This is a genomic window from Streptomyces sp. NPDC006314 (assembly GCF_040613075.1).
Classification (GTDB): domain Bacteria; phylum Actinomycetota; class Actinomycetes; order Streptomycetales; family Streptomycetaceae; genus Streptomyces.
On the sequence record NZ_JBEXRL010000001.1, the window covers coordinates 78,532 to 97,849 of the forward strand.

The 19,318-nt window shown below is 72.1% G+C and carries 16 protein-coding genes; 15 read left to right on the forward strand and 1 reads right to left on the reverse strand.

Annotated elements, in window-relative coordinates; translation table 11 throughout:
* Window positions 1-39 precede the first annotated feature (39 nt).
* The 3 genes from ABZ079_RS00330 to ABZ079_RS00340 are packed head-to-tail and all read left to right on the forward strand — an operon-like array spanning window position 40 to window position 2,728.
* Complete coding sequence (locus tag ABZ079_RS00330; RefSeq protein ID WP_356937631.1) at window positions 40-798, forward strand: ABC transporter ATP-binding protein; 759 nt, start codon at window positions 40-42, stop codon at window positions 796-798.
* Window positions 795-2,129, forward strand: coding sequence for a hypothetical protein (locus ABZ079_RS00335; RefSeq protein ID WP_356937122.1), 1,335 nt, complete (start codon window positions 795-797; stop codon window positions 2,127-2,129). The genes ABZ079_RS00330 and ABZ079_RS00335 overlap by 4 nt, the downstream gene beginning before the upstream one ends.
* A complete protein-coding gene (locus tag ABZ079_RS00340; protein WP_356937123.1) occupies window positions 2,126-2,728 on the forward strand; it encodes a hypothetical protein in 603 nt (200 codons plus the stop codon). Before ABZ079_RS00335 ends, ABZ079_RS00340 begins: the two co-directional genes overlap by 4 nt.
* A 140-nt stretch (window positions 2,729-2,868) precedes the next feature.
* On the opposite strand, the gene ABZ079_RS00345 is transcribed toward ABZ079_RS00340, so the two are convergent.
* Complete coding sequence (locus ABZ079_RS00345) at window positions 2,869-3,405, reverse strand: HNH endonuclease (RefSeq protein ID WP_201830720.1); 537 nt, start codon at window positions 3,403-3,405, stop codon at window positions 2,869-2,871.
* A gap of 340 nt (window positions 3,406-3,745) precedes the next feature.
* On the opposite strand from ABZ079_RS00345, the gene ABZ079_RS00350 reads away from it, so the two are divergent.
* The 12 genes from ABZ079_RS00350 (at window position 3,746) to ABZ079_RS00405 (ending at window position 19,315) form a co-directional block, all read left to right on the forward strand.
* Complete coding sequence (locus tag ABZ079_RS00350) at window positions 3,746-4,834, forward strand: mechanosensitive ion channel family protein (RefSeq protein ID WP_356937632.1); 1,089 nt, start codon at window positions 3,746-3,748, stop codon at window positions 4,832-4,834.
* A gap of 194 nt (window positions 4,835-5,028) precedes the next feature.
* Window positions 5,029-5,856 carry a hypothetical protein gene (locus ABZ079_RS00355; protein ID WP_356937124.1) on the forward strand — a complete coding sequence of 276 codons (828 nt, stop codon included), beginning with the start codon at window positions 5,029-5,031 and terminating at the stop codon, window positions 5,854-5,856.
* A gap of 226 nt (window positions 5,857-6,082) precedes the next feature.
* Entirely contained in the window at window positions 6,083-7,294 is a 1,212-nt protein-coding gene (locus ABZ079_RS00360; protein WP_356937125.1) for an ROK family transcriptional regulator, read from the forward strand.
* A gap of 72 nt (window positions 7,295-7,366) precedes the next feature.
* The gene (locus ABZ079_RS00365) at window positions 7,367-8,710 is read left to right on the forward strand and encodes an ABC transporter substrate-binding protein (protein WP_356937126.1); all 1,344 of its coding nucleotides are present in this window, start codon (window positions 7,367-7,369) and stop codon (window positions 8,708-8,710) included.
* A gap of 3 nt (window positions 8,711-8,713) precedes the next feature.
* Window positions 8,714-9,655: a sugar ABC transporter permease gene (locus tag ABZ079_RS00370; protein WP_356937127.1), complete on the forward strand. Its 942-nt coding sequence runs from the start codon at window positions 8,714-8,716 to the stop codon at window positions 9,653-9,655.
* Window positions 9,656-9,657: 2 nt separating this feature from the next.
* Window positions 9,658-10,554, forward strand: a complete 897-nt coding sequence (locus tag ABZ079_RS00375) for a carbohydrate ABC transporter permease (RefSeq protein WP_356937128.1) — start codon at window positions 9,658-9,660, stop codon at window positions 10,552-10,554.
* Between the two features lie 6 nt (window positions 10,555-10,560).
* Window positions 10,561-11,883: a 6-phospho-beta-glucosidase gene (locus tag ABZ079_RS00380; RefSeq protein ID WP_356937129.1), complete on the forward strand. Its 1,323-nt coding sequence runs from the start codon at window positions 10,561-10,563 to the stop codon at window positions 11,881-11,883.
* On the forward strand, window positions 11,874-12,866 hold the full coding sequence (locus ABZ079_RS00385) for a BadF/BadG/BcrA/BcrD ATPase family protein (RefSeq protein ID WP_356937130.1): 993 nt from the start codon (window positions 11,874-11,876) through the stop codon (window positions 12,864-12,866). The genes ABZ079_RS00380 and ABZ079_RS00385 overlap by 10 nt, the downstream gene beginning before the upstream one ends.
* A 228-nt stretch (window positions 12,867-13,094) precedes the next feature.
* Window positions 13,095-14,492 (forward strand): hypothetical protein, encoded by a 1,398-nt coding sequence (locus tag ABZ079_RS00390; RefSeq protein WP_356937633.1) that lies wholly within the window; start codon window positions 13,095-13,097, stop codon window positions 14,490-14,492.
* Between the two features lie 14 nt (window positions 14,493-14,506).
* Entirely contained in the window at window positions 14,507-15,535 is a 1,029-nt protein-coding gene (locus ABZ079_RS00395) for a glutamate ABC transporter substrate-binding protein (protein ID WP_356937634.1), read from the forward strand.
* A gap of 40 nt (window positions 15,536-15,575) precedes the next feature.
* Entirely contained in the window at window positions 15,576-16,850 is a 1,275-nt protein-coding gene (locus tag ABZ079_RS00400) for a hypothetical protein (protein ID WP_356937131.1), read from the forward strand.
* Complete coding sequence (locus ABZ079_RS00405) at window positions 16,847-19,315, forward strand: tetratricopeptide repeat protein (protein ID WP_356937132.1); 2,469 nt, start codon at window positions 16,847-16,849, stop codon at window positions 19,313-19,315. The genes ABZ079_RS00400 and ABZ079_RS00405 overlap by 4 nt, the downstream gene beginning before the upstream one ends.
* The last annotated feature ends 3 nt before the right edge of the window (window positions 19,316-19,318 follow it).

The window sequence follows — 19,318 nt, forward strand, 5'->3', positions numbered from 1 at the left end:
GCGGTGCTCTTTCCTGGAGAGACCTTGACTTGCATCGATGTGACCGGCCTGCGGGTCCGGCACCGCAGGACCCTCGCGCTCGACTCCGTCGACCTGAGCCTCGGCACCGGTGTGCACGGGCTGCTCGGTCCGAACGGGGCCGGCAAGACCTCCCTGATCCGGGTGCTGGCCACGGTGGCGCGGCCGGACGCCGGACGGGTGGAGATGCTCGGCGCGGACATCGCGGACCACCGCGGCCGGGCCGAGGTGCGGCGCCGGCTCGGTTATCTGCCGCAGGAGTTCGGCTACTACCCGGGTTTCACGGTGCGGGAGTTCGTGGCGTACGTGGCCTGGCTGAAGGAACTGCCGGCCGAGCGGGTCCCGGCCGCCGTGGAGCGGGCCGTGGCCCGGGTGGGCCTCGCGGACCGCATCGACGCCAGGGTCAGGACGCTGTCCGGCGGTATGGTCCGCCGCGTCGGGATCGCGCAGGCCATCGTCAACGACCCCGGCGTCCTGCTGCTGGACGAGCCGACGGCCGGACTGGACCCGGAGCAGCGCGTGGAGTTCCGCGAGCTGCTGCGCGAGCTGGGCACCACGGCGACCGTCGTGGTCTCCACCCACCTGGTGGAGGACGTGGCCGCCGCCTGCACGGGGGTCACCCTGCTGGACGGGGGCCGGATCGCCCACCAGAGCACGCCCGAGGCGCTCACCCTGCTCGGCGAGGCCTCCGACGGCCCGGGCGACCACCCGATCGAGCGCGGCTACACGGCCGCCCTGCGTGCCCACCGCACGCCCGGGGCGCGGGAGGCGGGGCGATGACCCTCACAGCCGAACCGAAGGCGGCCGGCCGGACCCCGCACCCCCTGCGCACCGAGGCCGTCCGCGGCTTCGGCCCCGTCGCCGGGGCCGCCGTGCTGCTCACGCTCGGCGTGATGCTGGCCGGCTCCTCCGCCCGCTGGCAGGGCGGCTGGGCGGAGACCGCCGCCGAGGTGCACAACGCCCTGCTGATCACCCTGCCGCTGGCGGCCGCCGCGGGTTGCTGGCAGGGCGGGCGGGAACGGCGGCGGCGTACCGAGGAGCTGTGGGTGACGGCGGTACGGGCCCCGCTCGTCCGGTTCCTGGCCTCGGCGCTGCCGGTCGCGCTCTGGGTGGCCGCCGGTTACCTGGTCACGGTGGGCCTGGCCCTGCTCGCCACCTGGTCCTGCGCCCAGGGCGACCGGCCGCGCCCGACCCTGCTGCCCGGTGACACGGTGGCCATGGCGGCTGCCGCGGTGACCGGACACGTGCTGGGACGGGTCGTCCCCACACGGCTGACCGCTCCGTTGCTGGCGATGGCCGGGTTCGTGGGGCTCGGGATCGTGAGGGCCACCCGCTCGGGCTCCGGCATCCACCTCAACCCCGCCTTCCCGGTCGGGGACAGCGAGCTGCCGGTGTGGTGGCAGCCCTGGGCGATGGCCGTCTGGACGGGCGGGCTGGGGCTCGCCGCCGCGCTGGCGTACACCGCCCGGCGCCGGGTGACGGCCGTGCTGCCGCTGGCGGCCGCCGTGGCCGCGGGCGCGCTGCTCGTGCAGACCGGTGAGGGACTGTGGCACCCCCACCCGCTGACACGACGTCAGGTATGCGACACCTCCACTACGCCCGCGATCTGTGTCAACGCCCGGTACGCGGGCATGCTCCCGCAGGTCGGGGAGGCTCTGTCGGGGGTCACGGGCAAGCTGGAGGGCGTGCGGAACCTGCCGGCGCGCTGGGCGGACCGAGGCGGCCGCCCGCACGCCGACGAGGCCCAGCTGCCGCGTCTGACGCCACTCGGCTGGTACCTCGTACGCGGGCAGTTGACCGATCCCGCGCAGTACGCGTGGGAGGCCGTGGCGATGCTGACGGAGCGCGGTGACTGCTCCCCGGAGCAGCTGACCGACCGCGTGCTCACGGCGGACGACGCCGTGGAGGCCTACCTCGCGCCGAGCCCGGCGCAAAAGGCGTTCGACGAGGCCGACGCCCGAGGCGGCCCGGCGCGCCGCGCCGAGCTGCGCGAGCGCCGCGCGACCCGGGGCAGGCTGGCCGGGATGGGAGCGCAGCAGCGCCGGGAGTGGCTGTCCGCGTACTTCGCGGCCCGGGCCTCCTGCGATATGAAGGGGGTGCCGTCCCTGTGACCGGACTCCTCCTGTACGCCCGCTCCCGCGCCCTGCCCGCCACACTGGCCGCCCTCGCCGGCACCACCGCCTTCGCGGTATGGGCCGCCGACCGCCTGGGCACTTATCTCGACCCGGACCGCAGGGTGCCCATCGTCGCCCTGGCGCCCCTGCTGGCGGCCGCCGTGATCGGCACGAGCCTGTACTCGGCCTCCGACGAACTGGACCGGACCGCCGTACGGCCCTGGTGGCCGCGGCGGCTGGTGCAGCTGGGGGCGCTTACCGCCCTGGCGGCGGCGGTGCTGCCGCTCGCGGTGCTCGGGCATCCGGAGCTCTTCGGGCCCCCGGCCGTGATCCGCAACACGCTCGGCTGCACGGGCGTCACCGCGGCGGCCGCCGTGCTGCTCGGCGCTCGGCTGAGCTGGCTGCCCGCCTTCGGCTACGTCTCGGCCGTGTACCTGGGCTCCCACGGGGCCCACGGGCGTGCGGCCACGGTGTGGGCGTGGCCGATGCAGCCGGGCGCACAACCCGGCGCGTGGGCGGCGGCGCTGACCGCGTTCACGCTGGGCGCCGCCCTGTACGCCGTGCGCGGCGCGCGTCCCGAAGGCCCTCGCGGCTGAATCCCGGGCGGGGCAGCCGACCCGGAGGGGCGCGGGGCTGTCCCGACATGCGGCTGCCCCGCAGGGGAGCGGCCGGCCCCCGCGCACCCGCCCTCATCTCACGACCGCGGCCACCCCCCGCACACAAGCGACCGGATCGACTAGGCGGAGATGCCGTCGATCCGGGCCAGTGCGTCGTCCGCGCCGTACGGCTGCAAGTAGGGCAGCCAGCGCGGGTCCCTGTGACCGGTGCCGATGATGCGCCAGGCCAGCCCGGTGGGTGGGGCGGGTTTGTGGCGCAGCCGCCAGCCCAGCTCGACGAGATGGCGGTCGGCCTTGACGTGGTTGCAGCGGCGGCAGGAGGCCACCACGTTGTCCCAGACGTGCTTGCCCCCGCGGCTGCGCGGGATGACGTGGTCGACGCTGGTTGCGACGCCACCGCAGTACATGCACCGGCCCCCGTCACGGGCGAACAGGGCCCTGCGGGTAAGAGGAACGGGCCCCCGATAGGGAACCCGGACGAATCGCTTGAGCCGGACCACGCTGGGTGCGGGGACTGTGACGGTCGCGCTGTGCAGATAGGCGCCGGATTCCTCGAGGGAGACGGCCTTGTTCTCCAGGACGAGGACGAGCGCGCGGCGGAGCGGTACGACGCCGAGCGGCTCGTACGACGCGTTGAGGACCAGGACATGCGGCACGGGTGCCTCCTTGGGCGTCGGCGGCGCGTGGCTCGCGCCGGGACGATCTGCAGTCAGTCTCCCCTCATGCCTGGTGACCGCGCCACCATGTCCCGGTAACGGGCTGGGAGTGTTTTCGACCACACCCGATACATCCCCCGGATCACGGCCCGTTCAAGCCAGGGTGAGCCCCGTCTCTCCTGTGCCTCTCCTTGGCGGATCCGCACGAGGCACCCACAATGCCCCGTTAGTGTGGTGGTCCTGTCCGTCCGGTGACCTTTTCGTGACCTTGACCGCCCGCCGGTACGGACCGCGCAGCACCTTGGAGGTACCTGCCGTGTCGTCCTTGCCCGCCGCCCTGATGGCCGCCGGTGCATCGCCGTCCCCGTCGCCGTCCCCCTCGGGGTCGACGCCCCCGGACGTGCCGACGCTCCAGGACGCCCAGGACAGCGCGACGAACGCGGCGAGCTGGGTCGAGCAGAACTGGTCGACATGGCTCGCGATGGGTCTGCAGATCCTGCTGATCGTGGTCGTGGCGGTCGCGCTCAGAGCGGTGGTGCGGCGCTCGATCACCAAGCTGATCGAACGGATGAACCGCACCGTGCAGGCCGTGGACGGCACCGCGCTGGGTGGGCTGCTGGTGAACGCCGAACGGCGCCGGCAGCGTGCGGCGGCGATCGGCTCGGTACTGCGGTCGGTGGCCAGCTTCGTGATCCTCGGCACGGCCGCGCTGATGGTGCTGTCCACCTTCAAGATCAACCTGGCGCCGCTGCTGGCTTCGGCCGGTGTCGCGGGTGTGGCGATCGGCTTCGGCGCCCGGAACCTGGTCACCGACTTCCTCTCCGGCGTGTTCATGATCTTGGAGGACCAGTACGGCGTCGGTGACGTCATCGACGCGGGTGTGGCCTCGGGCGAGGTGATCGAGGTCGGGCTGCGCGTGACCAAGCTGCGCGGTGACGGCGGCGAGATCTGGTACGTCCGCAACGGCGAGGTCAAGCGGATCGGCAACCTCTCCCAGGGCTGGGCGACGGCCGGGGTCGACGTGACCGTGAAGGCGAGCGAGGACCTGGACCGGGTCAAGGCCACGCTGGACGAGGTCGCCGAGAAGATGAGCAAGGAAGAGCCCTGGAACGAGCTGCTGTGGGGCCCGGTCGAGGTGCTCGGCCTGGACTCCGTCCTGATCGACTCCATGGTGGTCCGGGTCTCGGCCAAGACCATGCCGGGCAAGTCGGTGACGGTCGAGCGGGAGCTGCGCTGGCGCATCAAGCGGGCGTTCGACGCGGCGAGCATCCGCATCGTGGGCGGCGCGACGGCCGTGGAGGACGTGGAGGTCACCCCTGACCCGACGGCGGCGGTCGCGGCCCCGTCGGTGTACGCCAACGCGGACTCCCCGCAGACGGCGGCGGCTTCCCCGATCGCGTCGCAGCGGCCCGCGCCTCCGGCGAAGTAACGGAACGGTTCGGCACGCTTGTTCGGGTGAACAGACGGGGCACCCCCCGCACCTCCCCACACCGCCCGCGTATCACCTTCACGGGAACCCCGCGTTCGCTGCACATTCGATGATCGCTTAGGGTCACGTCCACATCGGGCCCTTGTTCTGGAGCGCGACGCCGCCCCGGGGCCCCGTGTCGAATGTGGGGAAACATGCGAAAGCTCGCCATAGGCACCGCTCTGTCCGGCGCCCTGGCTCTGGCCGGCCTGGCCGCACCCGCCGCCTCGGCGGCCGCCGCGCCGGACCTGACCTTCTCCGGCGTGACCGTGAACAAGGGCAAGCCGGTCGTGGTCGGCACCAGCAAGGCCGTGAGCGTGCCGGTGTCGTACACCCTGACCCGGCCCAAGGACCTGGTCCTCGACCAGAAGAAGAACGTCCAGGCCGTGATCCTGTACCGCGGCACCCTGAAGTCCGTCGTCAACGACCTGGGCCCGGACGCGCCGCCCGTCTGCACGACGACCGCCACGACCGACACGACGGTCACCGAGAGCTGCACCGAGAAGATCGTCGCCGCTCCGGACGAGTCGCTGTACGAGGCCGCCGACGCCACCACGTGGAAGGCGGCGGGCCTCTTCGTCCACAGCGACGAAACCGTCTCGGACGACTACCTGCACGGCGAGAACGACGTGACCGCGTGGGGCAACCTCGCCTCCGTCAAGGTGCAGCGTGCCGCCCGGCTGACCGTGAACGCCGCCCCGGAGCCCGCGGTCAAGGGCAAGACGCTCACCGTCACGGGCAAGCTGACCCGCGCCGACTGGGCGGCCGGCAGGTACGTCGGCTACAAGGGGCAGAAGGTCGCCCTGCAGTTCAAGGCGGACGGCGGCTCGTACGCCAACGTCAAGGCGATCACCTCCGGCACCGGGGGTGCCCTGTCCACCACCGTGAAGGCGGCCAAGAGCGGCACCTACCGCTTCGTCTTCGCCGGTACGGCCACCACGGGCGCGAAGACGTCCACCGGTGACCACGTGACGGTCAAGTAGCCACCCAGGGCGCACTCGCGCCCGCACACCACGCCCCCGAGGTAACGACTCCGTTGCCTCGGGGGCGTTGTCTATTGACGCCCCCTTCGTCCTGGGCTTACGTTCCTCCCACCCAAATAGGAAAGTTTCCTAACAGTGATCTCCCCTGTAGCCCGCCGATCAAGGCTGGACGTCCCGCCCAGGTCACTGAGAAGCTGGGCGGCTGGAAAGGCAGGTGTCGACCCCCATGGCAGGAACCGCCGGTACGCCGGGCACGCCGCGCGTCCTGCGCGCCATGAACGACCGCGCCGCCCTCGACCTCCTGCTGGAGCACGGTCCGCTGTCGCGCACCCGGATCGGCAAGCTCACCGGCCTGTCCAAGCCGACCGCCTCGCAGCTGCTGGCCCGTCTGGAGGCGGCCGGCCTGGTCCGGGTCACCGGCACCAGCGAGGGCCGGCCGGGCCCCAACGCCCAGCTCTACGCGGTGAACCCCGGTGCCGCGTACGCCGCGGGGCTCGACGTCACCCCGAACCGCATCCGCGCCGCCGTCGCCGACATCACCGGCCGCACGGTCGGCGAGTACGAACTGCCCACCCCCGGCCGGCGCCCGGCCCACCCGGTCGTCCGGCAGGTCACCGACGCCCTCGACGGCGCCGTGAAGGCCGCCGGGCTCACCCGGCCCGATGTGCACCGGCTGGTCATCGGCACCCCCGGCGCCTTCGACCCGAACACCGGGCGTCTGCGCTACGCCTCCCATCTGCCCGGCTGGCACTCTCCCGCACTGCTCGACGAACTCGCGGCGGCGCTGCCGATGCCGGTCGAGTACGAGAACGACGTCAACCTCGTCGCCATCGCCGAACAGCGGCTCGGCGCGGCCCGCGGCCACGCGGACTTCGTGCTGCTGTGGAACCAGGAGGGCCTCGGTGCCGCCCTGGTCCTCGGCGGCCGGCTGCACCGCGGCTGGACCGGCGGCGCCGGCGAGGTCGGCTTCCTGCCGGTGCCGGGCGCGCCCCTGGTGCGCCAGGTGACCAAGGCCAACAGCGGCGGCTACCAGGAGCTGGCCGGCTCCCAGGCCCTACCCGGGCTGGCCCGCCAACTCGGCATCACGGACGTGCCGTCGGGGCCGTCCACCGAGGCCGCCGCGGAACTGGTGGCCCGCGCCGCCGATCACGCGAGCGGCCCGCACCGGGAACTGCTCCAGACCTACGCGACCCGGCTGGCCACCGGTCTCGCCTCGCTGGTCTCCGTCCTCGACCCCGAACTCGTCGTCCTCAGCGGCTCCGCCCTGACGGCCGGCGGCGAGGTGCTGCGCGCCCTCGTGCAGGCCGAGCTGGAGGAGCTGGCGGCGGCCCGCCCCCGGCTGATCGTCGGTGACGTCCGCGAACACCCCGTACTGCGCGGCGCGCTGGAATCCGCGCTCGCCACCACCCGCGACGAGGTCTTCGACACCTCGCGCTGAGCCCCGCCGTACCCCGACAGCCCCTCGGCAGCACCTTCCCTCTCACCCACCCCGTCCCTGGGAGACCTCGCCATGCCCGAAGTCATACCTTCCCTTGCCCGAAAGACGGCTTTTGTCCTGACCGCGTCGCTGGCCCTGCTCACCACCGCCTGTACCGGCCAGTCCACCTCGGGCGCGACGGACGACGCGTCGAAGGACACGACGATCAACTTCTGGCACGCCTGGAGCGCGCCGAACGAGGTGAAGGCGGTCAGGTCGCTGGTCGCCGGCTTCGAGAAGGCGCACCCCCACATCCACGTGAACGTCGTCGGCAACATGACCGACGACAAGATCAACCAGGCGCTGCGCTCCGGCGGCGGCAAGGCCCCGGACGTGATCTCCTCGTTCACCACCAACAACGTGGGCAAGTTCTGCTCCTCGGGCGCGCTGGTAAATCTGAACCCCTTCTTCGAGAGGTCGGGCATCGACCCGGAGAGGACGTTCCCGAAACCGATGAACGAGTACACCCGCTTCGAGGGGAACCGCTGCACGGTCCCGCTCCTCGGTGACGCGTACGGGCTCTACTACAACAAGACGGCGTTCAAGAAGGCGGGCATCGCGAACCCGCCCAGGACGTGGTCCGAATTCACGGCGGACGCCAGGAAGCTGACCATCGCCCAGGGCGACGGCTACGAACAGCTCGGCTTCATGCCGGACTACCACGGCTGGGAATCCACCACCGAGCACTACTTCGCGCAGTTCTCGCCGACCTACTTCGACGAGAACGGCAAGTCGAACCTCGCCAGGGACCCGGCCTTCGAAAAGGGCTTCACCCTCCAGAAGAAGCTCGTGGACGAACTCGGCGGATTCCGGAAGCTGGAGAGGTTCCGGGCGACGCTCGGCGACGAGTGGGGCCCCAAGCACCCCTTCCACACCGGCCAGGTGGCCATGCAGCTCGACGGCGAGTGGCGGCTCGGGATGGCCGAGGAGGCCAAGCCGGAGTTCGAGGTCGGTGTCGCCCCGCTGCCCGTACCGGACGACCAGGTCGCGCAGTACGGCAAGGGCTACATCACCGGCACCATCGCGGGCATCGCCGCCACCAGCCACAAGCAGAACGCGGCCTGGGAACTGGTGAAGTACATGACCACCGACACGGACGCGGTGGTCGGCTTCGCCAACGGCATCCACAACGTGCCCTCCACGCTGGAGGCGCTGAAGTCACCGAAGCTGAAGTACGACCCGCGTTTCAAGACGTTCCTGGACATCGCCGCAAACCCGAACTCCACCACGACGCCCGCCTCTGTCAACGGCGGTGTGTACCTGGTGACGATCCAGCAGTTCGGCTACGACTACGAGAGCGGCAGGGTCACCGATCTGAAGGCCGGGCTGAAGAAGACGGCCGCGCAGATCGACACGGACATCGCGCAGGCGAAGTAACCCATGGGTACGGTCACTCTGGCATCGAAGCGCCGCCGGGCGGCCTTTCGGACACTCGCCTTCATGTCGCCCTGGCTGATCGGCTTCGCGGTCTTCTTCGCGTACCCGCTGATCTCGACGGCCTATTTCTCCTTCATGCACTACGACGGCTTCAGACCGCCGGTGTGGAGCGGCGGGAGGAACTGGACCTACGTCTTCGAGCACTACCCGCTCTTCTGGCCCGCCCTGCGCAACACCCTGTGGCTGGTCGTGATCACGGTGTCCCTCCGGGTGGTCTTCGGACTCGGCATCGGCCTGCTCATCACCAGGATCAAGACGGGTACGGGCGTCTTCCGCACCCTGTTCTACCTGCCGTACCTGGCCCCGCCGGTCGCGGCGACCATGGCCTTCGCCTTCCTGCTCAACCCCGGTACGGGCCCGGTCGACTCGATCCTGGAGAAGGCGGGGATACCGGCGCCGGGCTGGTTCAACGACCCCACCTGGTCCAAGCCGGCCCTGACGCTGCTGGCGCTGTGGGGCATCGGCGACCTGATGGTCATCTTCATGGCCGCGCTGCTGGACGTACCGACGGAGCAGTACGAGGCGGCGGAGCTGGACGGCGCCTCGGCATGGCAGCGCTTCCGGTACGTCACGCTCCCGAACATCTCCCCCATCGTGATGTTCGCCGTCGTCACCGGCGTGATCCAGACCATGCAGTACTACACCCAGCCGCTGATCGCGGGGAAGGTCGCCTCGGGCGTGATCCAGGGCGCGGGCACCCAGTTCGAGCCCGGCTACCCGGACCGGTCCACGCTCACCCTCCCCCAGCTCGTCTACAACCTCGGCTTCCAGCGCTTCGACTACGGCTCGGCGTGTGTCGTCGCCCTCGTGCTCTTCGCCCTGTCGATGGCGTTCACCGCACTGCTGATGCGGCGCCGGGGCGGTCTCATCCAGGCAGGTGACTGACCATGACCCGCGTACTGGACAAGCCGGTGAGACCGGCACCCCCGGTGTCGTACGGCGCCGAGCGCACGGCCCGCCGCCGCGCCCTGCTGGAGTGGATCGCGGTCCACTCCCTGGGCGTCGCCGCCGCGCTGTTCTTCACACTCCCCTTCGTGTTCGTGTTGCTGACCTCGCTGATGAGCGACAGCCAGGCGCTCAGCCGGGATCTCGTCCCGCACACCTGGGAGTGGGGCAACTACCGGAAGGTCCTCGGCACGCCCGGTTTCCTGACCTGGTGGAAGAACACGCTGATCTACGCCGGCCTCGGCACCGTCCTGACGGTGGTGTCCTCGATCCCGGTGGCGTACGCGCTCGCCAAGTTCCGTTTCCGGGGCCGCGCTCTGTCGCTCATGCTGGTGATCTCGATGATGATGCTGCCCCCGCAGGTGATCATCATCCCGATGTACCTGTTCTGGGCGAAGCAGCTGGACCTGTCCGGCACCCTGTGGCCGCTGATCATCCCGATGGCGTTCGGCGACGCGTTCTCCATCTTCCTGCTGCGCCAGTTCCTGATGACGATCCCGGACGAGTACCTGGACGCGGCGCGCGTCGACGGCTGCGGAGACCTGCGCACCCTTCTGCGGGTCGTCCTCCCCATGGCCAGGCCCGGCATCGCCGCCGTGGCCCTCTTCCAGTTCTTCTACGCCTGGAACGACTACTTCGGCCCGCAGATCTACGCGTCCGAGAACGCCGGCGCCTGGACCCTGAGTTACGGCCTGGAGTCCTTCAAGGGCGCCCACCACACCGACTGGAATCTCACCATGGCCGCGACCGTGCTGGTCATGGCCCCCGTGATCCTCGTGTTCTTCTTCGCCCAGAAGGCGTTCGTCGAGGGCGTCACGCTCACCGGAGTGAAGGGTTAACCCTGTATGAAACTCACCGTGGTCGGCGGCGGCTCGACCTACACCCCCGAACTCATCGACGGCTTCGCCCGCCTCAGGGACACCCTGCCCATCGAGGAACTGGTCCTCGTGGACCCGGCCGCCGAACGCCTGGACCTGGTGGGCGGCCTGGCCCGCCGTATCTTCGCCAAGCTGGGCCACGACGGCCGGATCGTCACGACCGGCGACCTGGACGCGGGAGTCGAGGGCGCCGACGCCGTGCTGCTCCAGCTGCGCGTCGGCGGACAGGCGGCCCGTCAGCGGGACGAGACCTGGCCGCTGGAGTGCGGCTGCGTCGGCCAGGAGACCACCGGCGCGGGCGGCCTGGCCAAGGCGCTGCGCACGGTCCCGGTGGTCCTGGACATCGCCGAGCGCGTCCGCCGTACCAACCCGCGCGCCTGGATCATCGACTTCACCAACCCGGTCGGCATCGTCACCCGGGCCCTGCTGCAGGCCGGGCACCGGGCGGTGGGCCTGTGCAACGTGGCGATCGGCTTCCAGCGCAAGTTCGCCGGCCTGCTGGGCGTGGCCCCGGCGGACCTCCATCTCGCCCACGTCGGCCTCAACCACCTCACCTGGGAGACGGGCGTACGGCTGGGCGGCCCTGAAGGCCGGAACGTCCTGCCCGAGCTGCTCGCCGAGCACGGCGACGCGATCGCCGACGACCTCCGTCTGCCCCGCCCCCTCCTGGACCGCCTGGGTGTGGTCCCCTCCTACTACCTGCGCTACTACTACGCCCACGACGAGGTCGTACGCGAACTGCGCACCAAGCCCTCGCGGGCCGCCGAAGTGGCGGCCATGGAGATCGAGTTGCTGAGGATGTACGGCGATCCGTCCCTGGACGAGAAACCGGCGCTGCTCGCCAAGCGGGGCGGCGCCTACTACTCGGAGGCGGCCGTGGACCTCGCGGCGGCCCTGCTGGGAAACCAGAACGGCGGGCCCGCAGGATCCTCGGCCGAGGGCGGGGGTGGGCGGCGGGCGGGCGGTGGCAGCCCTTACCAGGTGGTGAACACGCTCAACCAGGGCACGCTGCCCTTCCTCCCCGACGACGCGGTGATCGAGGTGCAGGCGGCGGTCGGTCCGACGGGCCCCGCGCCGCTGCCGGTCCCCGGCCTGGACCCCCTGTTCGCGGGCCTCGTCGCCCACGTGACCGTGTACGAGGACCTGGCCCTGGAGGCGGCGCTGCGCGGCGGCCGGGACCGGGTCTTCCGCGCCCTCCTCGCCCACCCCCTGATCGGGCAGTACGAGTACGCCGAGACCCTCACCGACCAGTTGATCGCACACAACCGGGAGCACCTGGCGTGGGCCTGACCGCACCTGAGACCACGCGTGTCCTCGCCATCGACGCGGGCAACAGCAAGACCGACGTGGCCGTGGTCACCGGCACCGGGGAGGTCCTGGCCACGGCCCGCGGCGGTGGCTTCCGCCCGCCCGCGGTGGGCGTGGCGGCGGCGATCGACGCGCTGGCCGAACCCGTCGCGCGGGCCTTCGCCGACGCGGACGTGACGTCCGTCGCCCATGTCTCGGCCTGCCTGGCCAACGCCGACCTGCCGGTGGAGGAGGAGCGGTTGGCGACCGCTGTGCGGGCGCGCGCCTGGGGGGCGTCGGTGGAGGTCCGCAACGACACGTTCGCAATCCTCCGCGCGGGCGTGGCCGAGCCTCGCGGTGTCGCGGTCGTCTGCGGCGCGGGCATCAACTGCGTCGGCATGCGCCCCGACGGCCGCACCGCCCGCTTCCCGGCGATCGGCCGTATCTCCGGGGACTGGGGCGGGGGCTGGGGCCTGGCCGAGGAGGCCCTCTGGTACGCCGCCCGCGCGGAGGACGGCCGGGGCGAGCCGACGGCCCTGTCCCGCGCCCTGCCCGCGCACTTCGGGCTGCCGACCATGCACGCCCTCATCGAGGCCCTGCACCTGGAGCACATCGAGCACGACCGCCGCCACGAACTGACCCCGGTCCTCTTCGCGACGGCCGCCGCCGGCGACGCGGTGGCCGGCGCCCTCGTCGCCCGGCTCGCGGAAGAGGTCGCGGTGATGGCCACGGTGGCCCTGACCCGCCTGGACCTCCTCGGCGAGGAGACACCGGTGCTGCTCGGCGGCAGCGTCCTGACGGCCGGTCACCCCCAACTGAACGACACCATCCGCGATCTGCTGTCCGCCCGCGCGCCCAAGGCGTACGTCCAGGTGGTCGCCGCGAGCCCGGTGCTGGGCGCGGTGCTGTTGGGCCTGGACCGGCTGGGGGCGGGAGCCCGGGCGCGGGAACGGGCGCGGGGGTACTGGGAGCCGGGGAAGGCGTGACCTCCTCGCCGGAACCGATCCGGTGTACCCGGCGTGTTCCTCAGCAGGGGGTGGTGCGCCGAGCGGCACGCGCCCTCGGGCACGCGGCGATCCGATCAAGATCCAGTGAAGGCCGGTGCGGATGTCGGTCCGGGCGGTGATACTGGGCGGCGAACGGATGACCCTGGGGGAGGTCGAGTGACACACCCGCCGAAGAGCAGCGCGGCGCCACCGGTGGCGGGACCCGCCATGCCCGCCGCCGCTCCTGGCATCCCCCCGCAGCCCGGTCCGCCGGCGCCCCTGGTCCCGTCCGCGCCCCCCGCCCCGCCCGCCCGTCGTACCGCGTTCGCCGAAGGTGTCGAGCGGGTGCGCGCCGCCGCGACCACCGAGCCCGGGCGGCTGCGGATCATCGGGGCCCTGCTCGCCCTGCTGGTCCTCGCGTTCGGCGTGGTCACCGCCTGGCAGACCAGCGAGCGGGCGGCCGCCGCCGACGACGTGCTGCACCGGAGCCAGCCGCTCAGTTCCGGCGCGGCCGGCATCTACCGCTCGCTGGCGGATGCCAACACGGCGGCGTCGAGCGGGTTCCTCGCGGGCGGCCAGGAGACCGCCGCCTCCCGGGACCGGTACGAGAAGGACGTCCGCGGTGCCGCCGCGGGGCTCGTGACCGCCGCCACCAACGCCGAGCCCGGCTCGGCCTCCGAGGCGGCCATCACCAGGCTGAACCGGCTGCTGCCCGAGTACAAGGGCCTCATCGAGCGGGCCCGGACCTACAACCGGCAGGGCTACCCGGTGGGCGGCGCCTATCTGCGGTACGCCAACGAGAAGATGCAGAAGGAGATGCTCCCGGCGGCGGAGGACCTCTACACGAAGGAGAACCAGCGGCTCGACGCCGACTACGCGGACGCCACCCCCTACCCCTGGGTCGCCATCGCGCTCGGTGTGCTCGCGCTCGCCGCGCTCGGCTGGGCCCAGCACCGCACGTACCGGCGCACCAACCGCCTCCTCAACCACGGCCTGGTCGCCGGCACCGCCGCCACCACGGTCCTACTGCTGTGGCTGGTCGTCGGGCACATGGTCGCCCGGTCCAACCTCGACGGCTCCTACGACCACGGCATCCGCTCGCTCAGCGTCCTGCACGACGCCCGCATCGCCTCCCTGAAGGCGCGCGGGAACGAGAACCTGAGCCTGGTGGCGCGCGGCGCCGAGACCATCACGGTCGGCGGAAAGCCGTACGACGCCTACTACTACGACTTCGACAAGGACATGGCCGTGCTCGGCAAGGGGCTGACCGTGGCCGGCCGGCTCGCCGACGACCAGGCCGGCACCACGCCGGTGAAGGCGGCCGAGGGCAACATGGCGGTGTGGAAACAGCGCCACGCCTCGGCCCGCACCGAGGACGAGAACGGCAACTACCAGCAGGCGCTGGACAAGGTGATCGGTGCCAAGGGCGCGACCGGTGAGTGCTTCGACAGCGTGGACGCCAACATCGCCCGGGCCATCGACCACGAACAGACCGAGTTCCAGCAGGCCGCCGGGGACGGGCGGGACGCCATGACCGGGTTGCCGGTGGGCGCAGCCGTCCTCGCGCTGCTGGGCGCGGCCGGTGCCGTGGCCGGCATCGGGCGCAGGCTTTCGGAGTACCGGTGACAGGGGGCAAGGCGATGTACGCGGCACGTGCACGGGCCTCCCTGCGGGGCTGGGGCGGGGTCGGCGCGATGGCGGTGCTGTGCGCGCTGGCGCTGGCGTTCGTCCTGTTGCTGCCCCGCACCCAGGCACCGCATGAGGGCAGGCCGGCCGGGCAGAAGGTGGTCACCGGCAGCCAGGCCCGCGCCGACGGCTGCAAGGACTCCGAGGCGCAGAAGCAGACCCTCGCCCCGTCCGGCGCGGACGGCCCGACGATCGACGCCATCAAGGCGCGTACCGGCGCCAAGCGCAAGCTGATCGTCGGCGTCGACCAGAACGGCTACCACTGGGGCTACCGCGACCCGAACACCGAGGGCGCGGAGCTGGAGGGCTTCGACATCGACCTGGTGCACAAGATCGCGCAGGACATCCTCGGCGATCCGGACGCCGTGCAGTTCAAGGCGATCCCGACCAGCCAGCGCATACCGGCGATCCAGGACGGCCGCGTGGACATGGTCGTGCGGACGATGACGATCACCTGCGACCGGCTGTCGCAGGTGGCCTTCTCCGCCCCCTACTTCAAGACCGGGCAGCAGGTGCTCGCGCCCAAGTCGGCCGCCGTCACGGGCTACGACGACTCGCTCGCGCACAAGAAGGTCTGCACGGCGGCCGGTTCGACCGCGTACACCAAGCTGGACGCCGACAGGAGGACCGGTGAGCTGCCCGCCTCCACCGACATCTCCACCACCGTCCCGAACCAGCTCGACTGCCTGGTCCGGCTGCAACTCGGCGAGGTGGACGCGGTGGTGACCGACGGCGCGCTCGCCGCGAGCCAGGCCGCGCAGGACCCGACCGTCGAGCTCAAGGGCGAGGCGTTCACGACCGAGTACTACGGCGTGGCGATGAAGAAGGACGCCGCCGATCTGGTGCGCCGGGTCAATCACATTCTGGTGGACTACCGCGCGCACGGCTGGCAGGCGTCGTACGACAAGTGGCTGTCGGCGACACTGGGGAAGGACTCTGCGGCGTCCGAGCCGCCCGCGACGCGGTATCTGCGCAGCAGCTGACCTACAGCCGAACGGAACACACAGCAGCGAGAGGTGATCGATGGGCGTCACGGACCCCGCCGGGCCGGTGATGGACCGGGACGAGGTGGACCGTGCGCTGGCGCGGCTCGGCCAGGAGCACGAGGCGATCGAGACCTCGCTGCTGGCCCTGCAGGACCACGCGGGCCGCAGACTCCTCGAGGGCGCCGAACTGACCGGCGTCACCCGGGAACGCTGGCAGGCCACGGAGGCGCGGATCACCCGGTTGTGGGGGTACTTCGACGCCTACGCGGCCGCGCTGCGGGGTGCCCGCGAGATCCGCTCCCGGCGCCGCTGGTCCAGCCGCGAGGACCTGGTCGAGCTGACCGAGCTGCTGCGCGGCGAGTCCGTCACGGTCGCCGGGAACGGCAGGCTGAGCGAGACGTTCTCGCTGACCACCCTGGTGGACCGGATGAACGAGCTGTACGCGACGAGCCTGGACCTGGTCGTCGCCGCCGACGCCGTCTGGTCGGCGCTGCCCGCGCGGATCGATTTACTCGCCGCGGAACTCCAGCGCACCCGCAAGCTCGCCCACTCCGTCGGCGTCCGGCCGGGCGAGCACCCGGCCGGTGACGACCTGGAGCGGATCACCCGCACGCTGACCAGGCTGCGGGAGGACGTCGTCTCCGACCCGCTCGCCTTCTGGGTGCCGGCCGAGGGCAGTTCGGCGCCCGGCGGCGGCCGCCCGGACACCACGGTGTACGACCGTGAGGCGCGCGCCCTGGAGGACGTACGGCGGGAGATCGACGCCGTGCTCACGGTCCGGCAGGACGCGGAGGCGCGGCTGATCCGGCTGCGGGACGTGCTCTCGCGCGCCGACCGCACCCTGGCGGAGGCCCGCACGGCGCGCGGCGAGGTGCTGGCGAAGATCGCCGCCACCGAGGTGCCCGTCGTCAGCGGCCCGCCGACCGCGTTGCAGGAGCAGCTGGCGGCCGCCGCCGAGTACCGGCGGCAGGCGCAGTGGCACCGGCTCTCCCCGCTCCTGGAGTCCCTGGAGCAGAAGGCGGAGGACGAACTGCTGCGTGCCCGCGAGTCGTTGACGGCCGTCACCGCGCCGCTCGCGGTCCGTGCCGAGCTGCGCGGCCGGCTCGACGCCTACAAGGCCAAGGTCGCCCGGCACGGCCTCGCCGGGGACCCGCTGCTCATCGAGCGGTACGACGCGGCCCGGCGGATGCTGTGGAGCGCGCCCTGCGATCTGCGCGTGGCGGAACAGGCCGTGCTGCGCTACCAGCAGTTGGCGGCCGAGCTGCTCGGCAGCGCGAGCGCGCCCCAGGACCGTGAGGGGGACCAGTCATGAGCCAGCCGGGGCAGAGCTGTCAGCGGCCGGGCTGCGAGGGGACGTACGAGGACGTCGGCGGCGGCGAGCTGTACTGCGACACCTGCGGCCTCGCACCGGTCGTCTCCGCGACCGGCATGGTCGGCTCGCCGCCCACCGGGATCACCAAGGGTTCGGCGGACAGCGGCAGTTCACGCAGTTCGCGCAGCTCCCGTACCTCCTCCCAGTCGTCGAAGTCGCGCCGGTCGGTGTCCGGGCGGCTCTCCCGGTCCCTGTCGGGCAAGCCCACCGGCCGTTCGGTGTCGGTGCGCAGCTCCGGTTCGTCCTCGGGGACGTCGACGCGCGGGCGGCTGGGCGCCGGGCTGGTGAGCGTGCCGCAGGTGCCCCGGCCGGACCCGCGCGCGATGGTGCTCCGGAACCCGGAGGTGCCCGAGCGGAAGCGGTTCTGCTCGCGGTCGGACTGCGGGGCTCCGGTCGGCCGGGCCCGGGGGGATCGCCCCGGGCGCACGGAGGGCTTCTGCACCAAGTGCGGTCACCCGTACTCCTTCGTGCCGAAGCTGAAGGGCGGGGACATCGTGCACGGCCAGTACGAGGTCGTGGGCTGTCTCGCGCACGGCGGGCTCGGCTGGATCTACCTCGCCGTGGACCGGGCCGTCTCCGACCGGTGGGTGGTGCTCAAGGGCCTGCTGGACACCGGCGACCAGGACGCGATGGCCGCCGCCATCTCCGAGCGGCGGTTCCTCGCGGAGATCGAGCACGCCAACATCGTGCGGATCTACAACTTCGTCGAGCACCTCGACCAGCGCACCGGCTCCCTCGACGGCTACATCGTCATGGAGTACGTCGGCGGAAAGTCACTGAAGGAGATCGCCAACTCCCGCCGCACCTCCGACGGGAGGCGCGACCCGCTGCCGGTGGAGCAGGCCTGCGCCTACGGCATCGAGGCGCTGGAGGCGCTCGGCCATCTGCACAGCCGCAACGTGCTGTACTGCGACTTCAAGGTCGACAACGCCATCCAGACCGAGGACCAGCTGAAGCTGATCGACATGGGCGCGGTGCGCCGCATGGACGACGACGAGTCGGCGATCTACGGCACGGTCGGCTACCAGGCGCCGGAGGTCGCGGAGATCGGCCCGTCGGTGGCGAGCGACCTGTACACGGTGGGCCGTACCCTCGCCGTCCTCACCTTCGACTTCCAGGGCTACACCAACGTCTTCGTGGACTCCCTGCCCGACCCGGACACCATCGAGGTCTTCCGCCGTTACGAATCCTTCTACCGGCTGCTGGTCCGCGCCACCGACCCCGACCCGGCCCGCCGGTTCGCCTCCGCGCAGGAGATGTCCGAGCAGCTGACCGGTGTGCTGCGCGAGGTCGTCTCGATGCAGACCGGGCAGGCACGGCCCGCGCTGTCGACCCTGTTCGGGCCCGAGGTGAAGGTCACCGACACGGAGTTGTTCCCGCGCCTGGACGGCGATGTCTCCCGGCTGGGGGCCCGGTCGGTACGGAACGCCGAGCCCGGTCCCGCGCTGCCCCCGCCGGCCCTCGTCAGGCCCGTCGAGACCCCGGCCGCCGCGCTCGCCCTGCCGGTCCCGCTCGTCGACCCGAACGACCCCAACGCCGGTTTCCTGGCGGGGCTCATGGCCTCCGCGCCGGCCGAGTTGATCAGCGCGCTGGACGCGGCGCCCGCGCCGACCGTGGAGACCCGGATCCGGCAGATCCGCGCCCGGCTGGAGAGCGGCGACCACCAGGCCGCGCTGATGTCTCTCGCCAAGCTGGACGAGGAACGGCCCGACGACTGGCGGGTGGTCTGGTACCGGGGTGTGGCCGCCCTGGTCACCGGCGACTTCGAGAGCGCCGCGCTCGCCTTCGACGCGATCTACGACGCCTTCCCCGGCGAGGCCGCGCCCAAGCTGGCGCTCGCCCTGTGCGCGGAGGTGCTGGGCCAGCTGGACAACGCCGCCGAGTACTACCGCCTGGTGTGGGCGACCGACCCGGGCTATGTGAGCGCGGCGTTCGGTCTGGCCCGGGTGCAGCTCGCGGCCGGGGACCGGCGCGGCGCCGTGACGACGCTGGAGTCGGTGCCGGAGTCCTCCATCCACTACACGGCCGCCCGGGTCGCCGCCGTCCGGGCGCGGCTCAGACAGCGCACGGCGAGCGCCGGTGACGTACCGTTCCTGGACGACCTGACCGCCGCCGCAGGGCAGGTCGAGGCGCTGCGGGCGTACGGTCTCGACCCGGCGCGCCGCGAGCTGTTGTCGGCGGAGGTGCTCGGCGGTGCGCTGGACTGGATACTCTCCGGAGGGCAGGGCACCGCCCCGCCGGCCGCCGGCGGACGGGTGCTGCTGGGCAGCGCGCTGGACGAGCGGGGCCTCCGCTTCGGCCTGGAACGCGCCTACCGCACGCTGGCCCGGCTGGCGCCCGGCGGCGAGGAGAGGATCGAGCTGGTGGAACGGGCCAACCGTTACCGCCCCCGGACGTGGGTGTAGTTG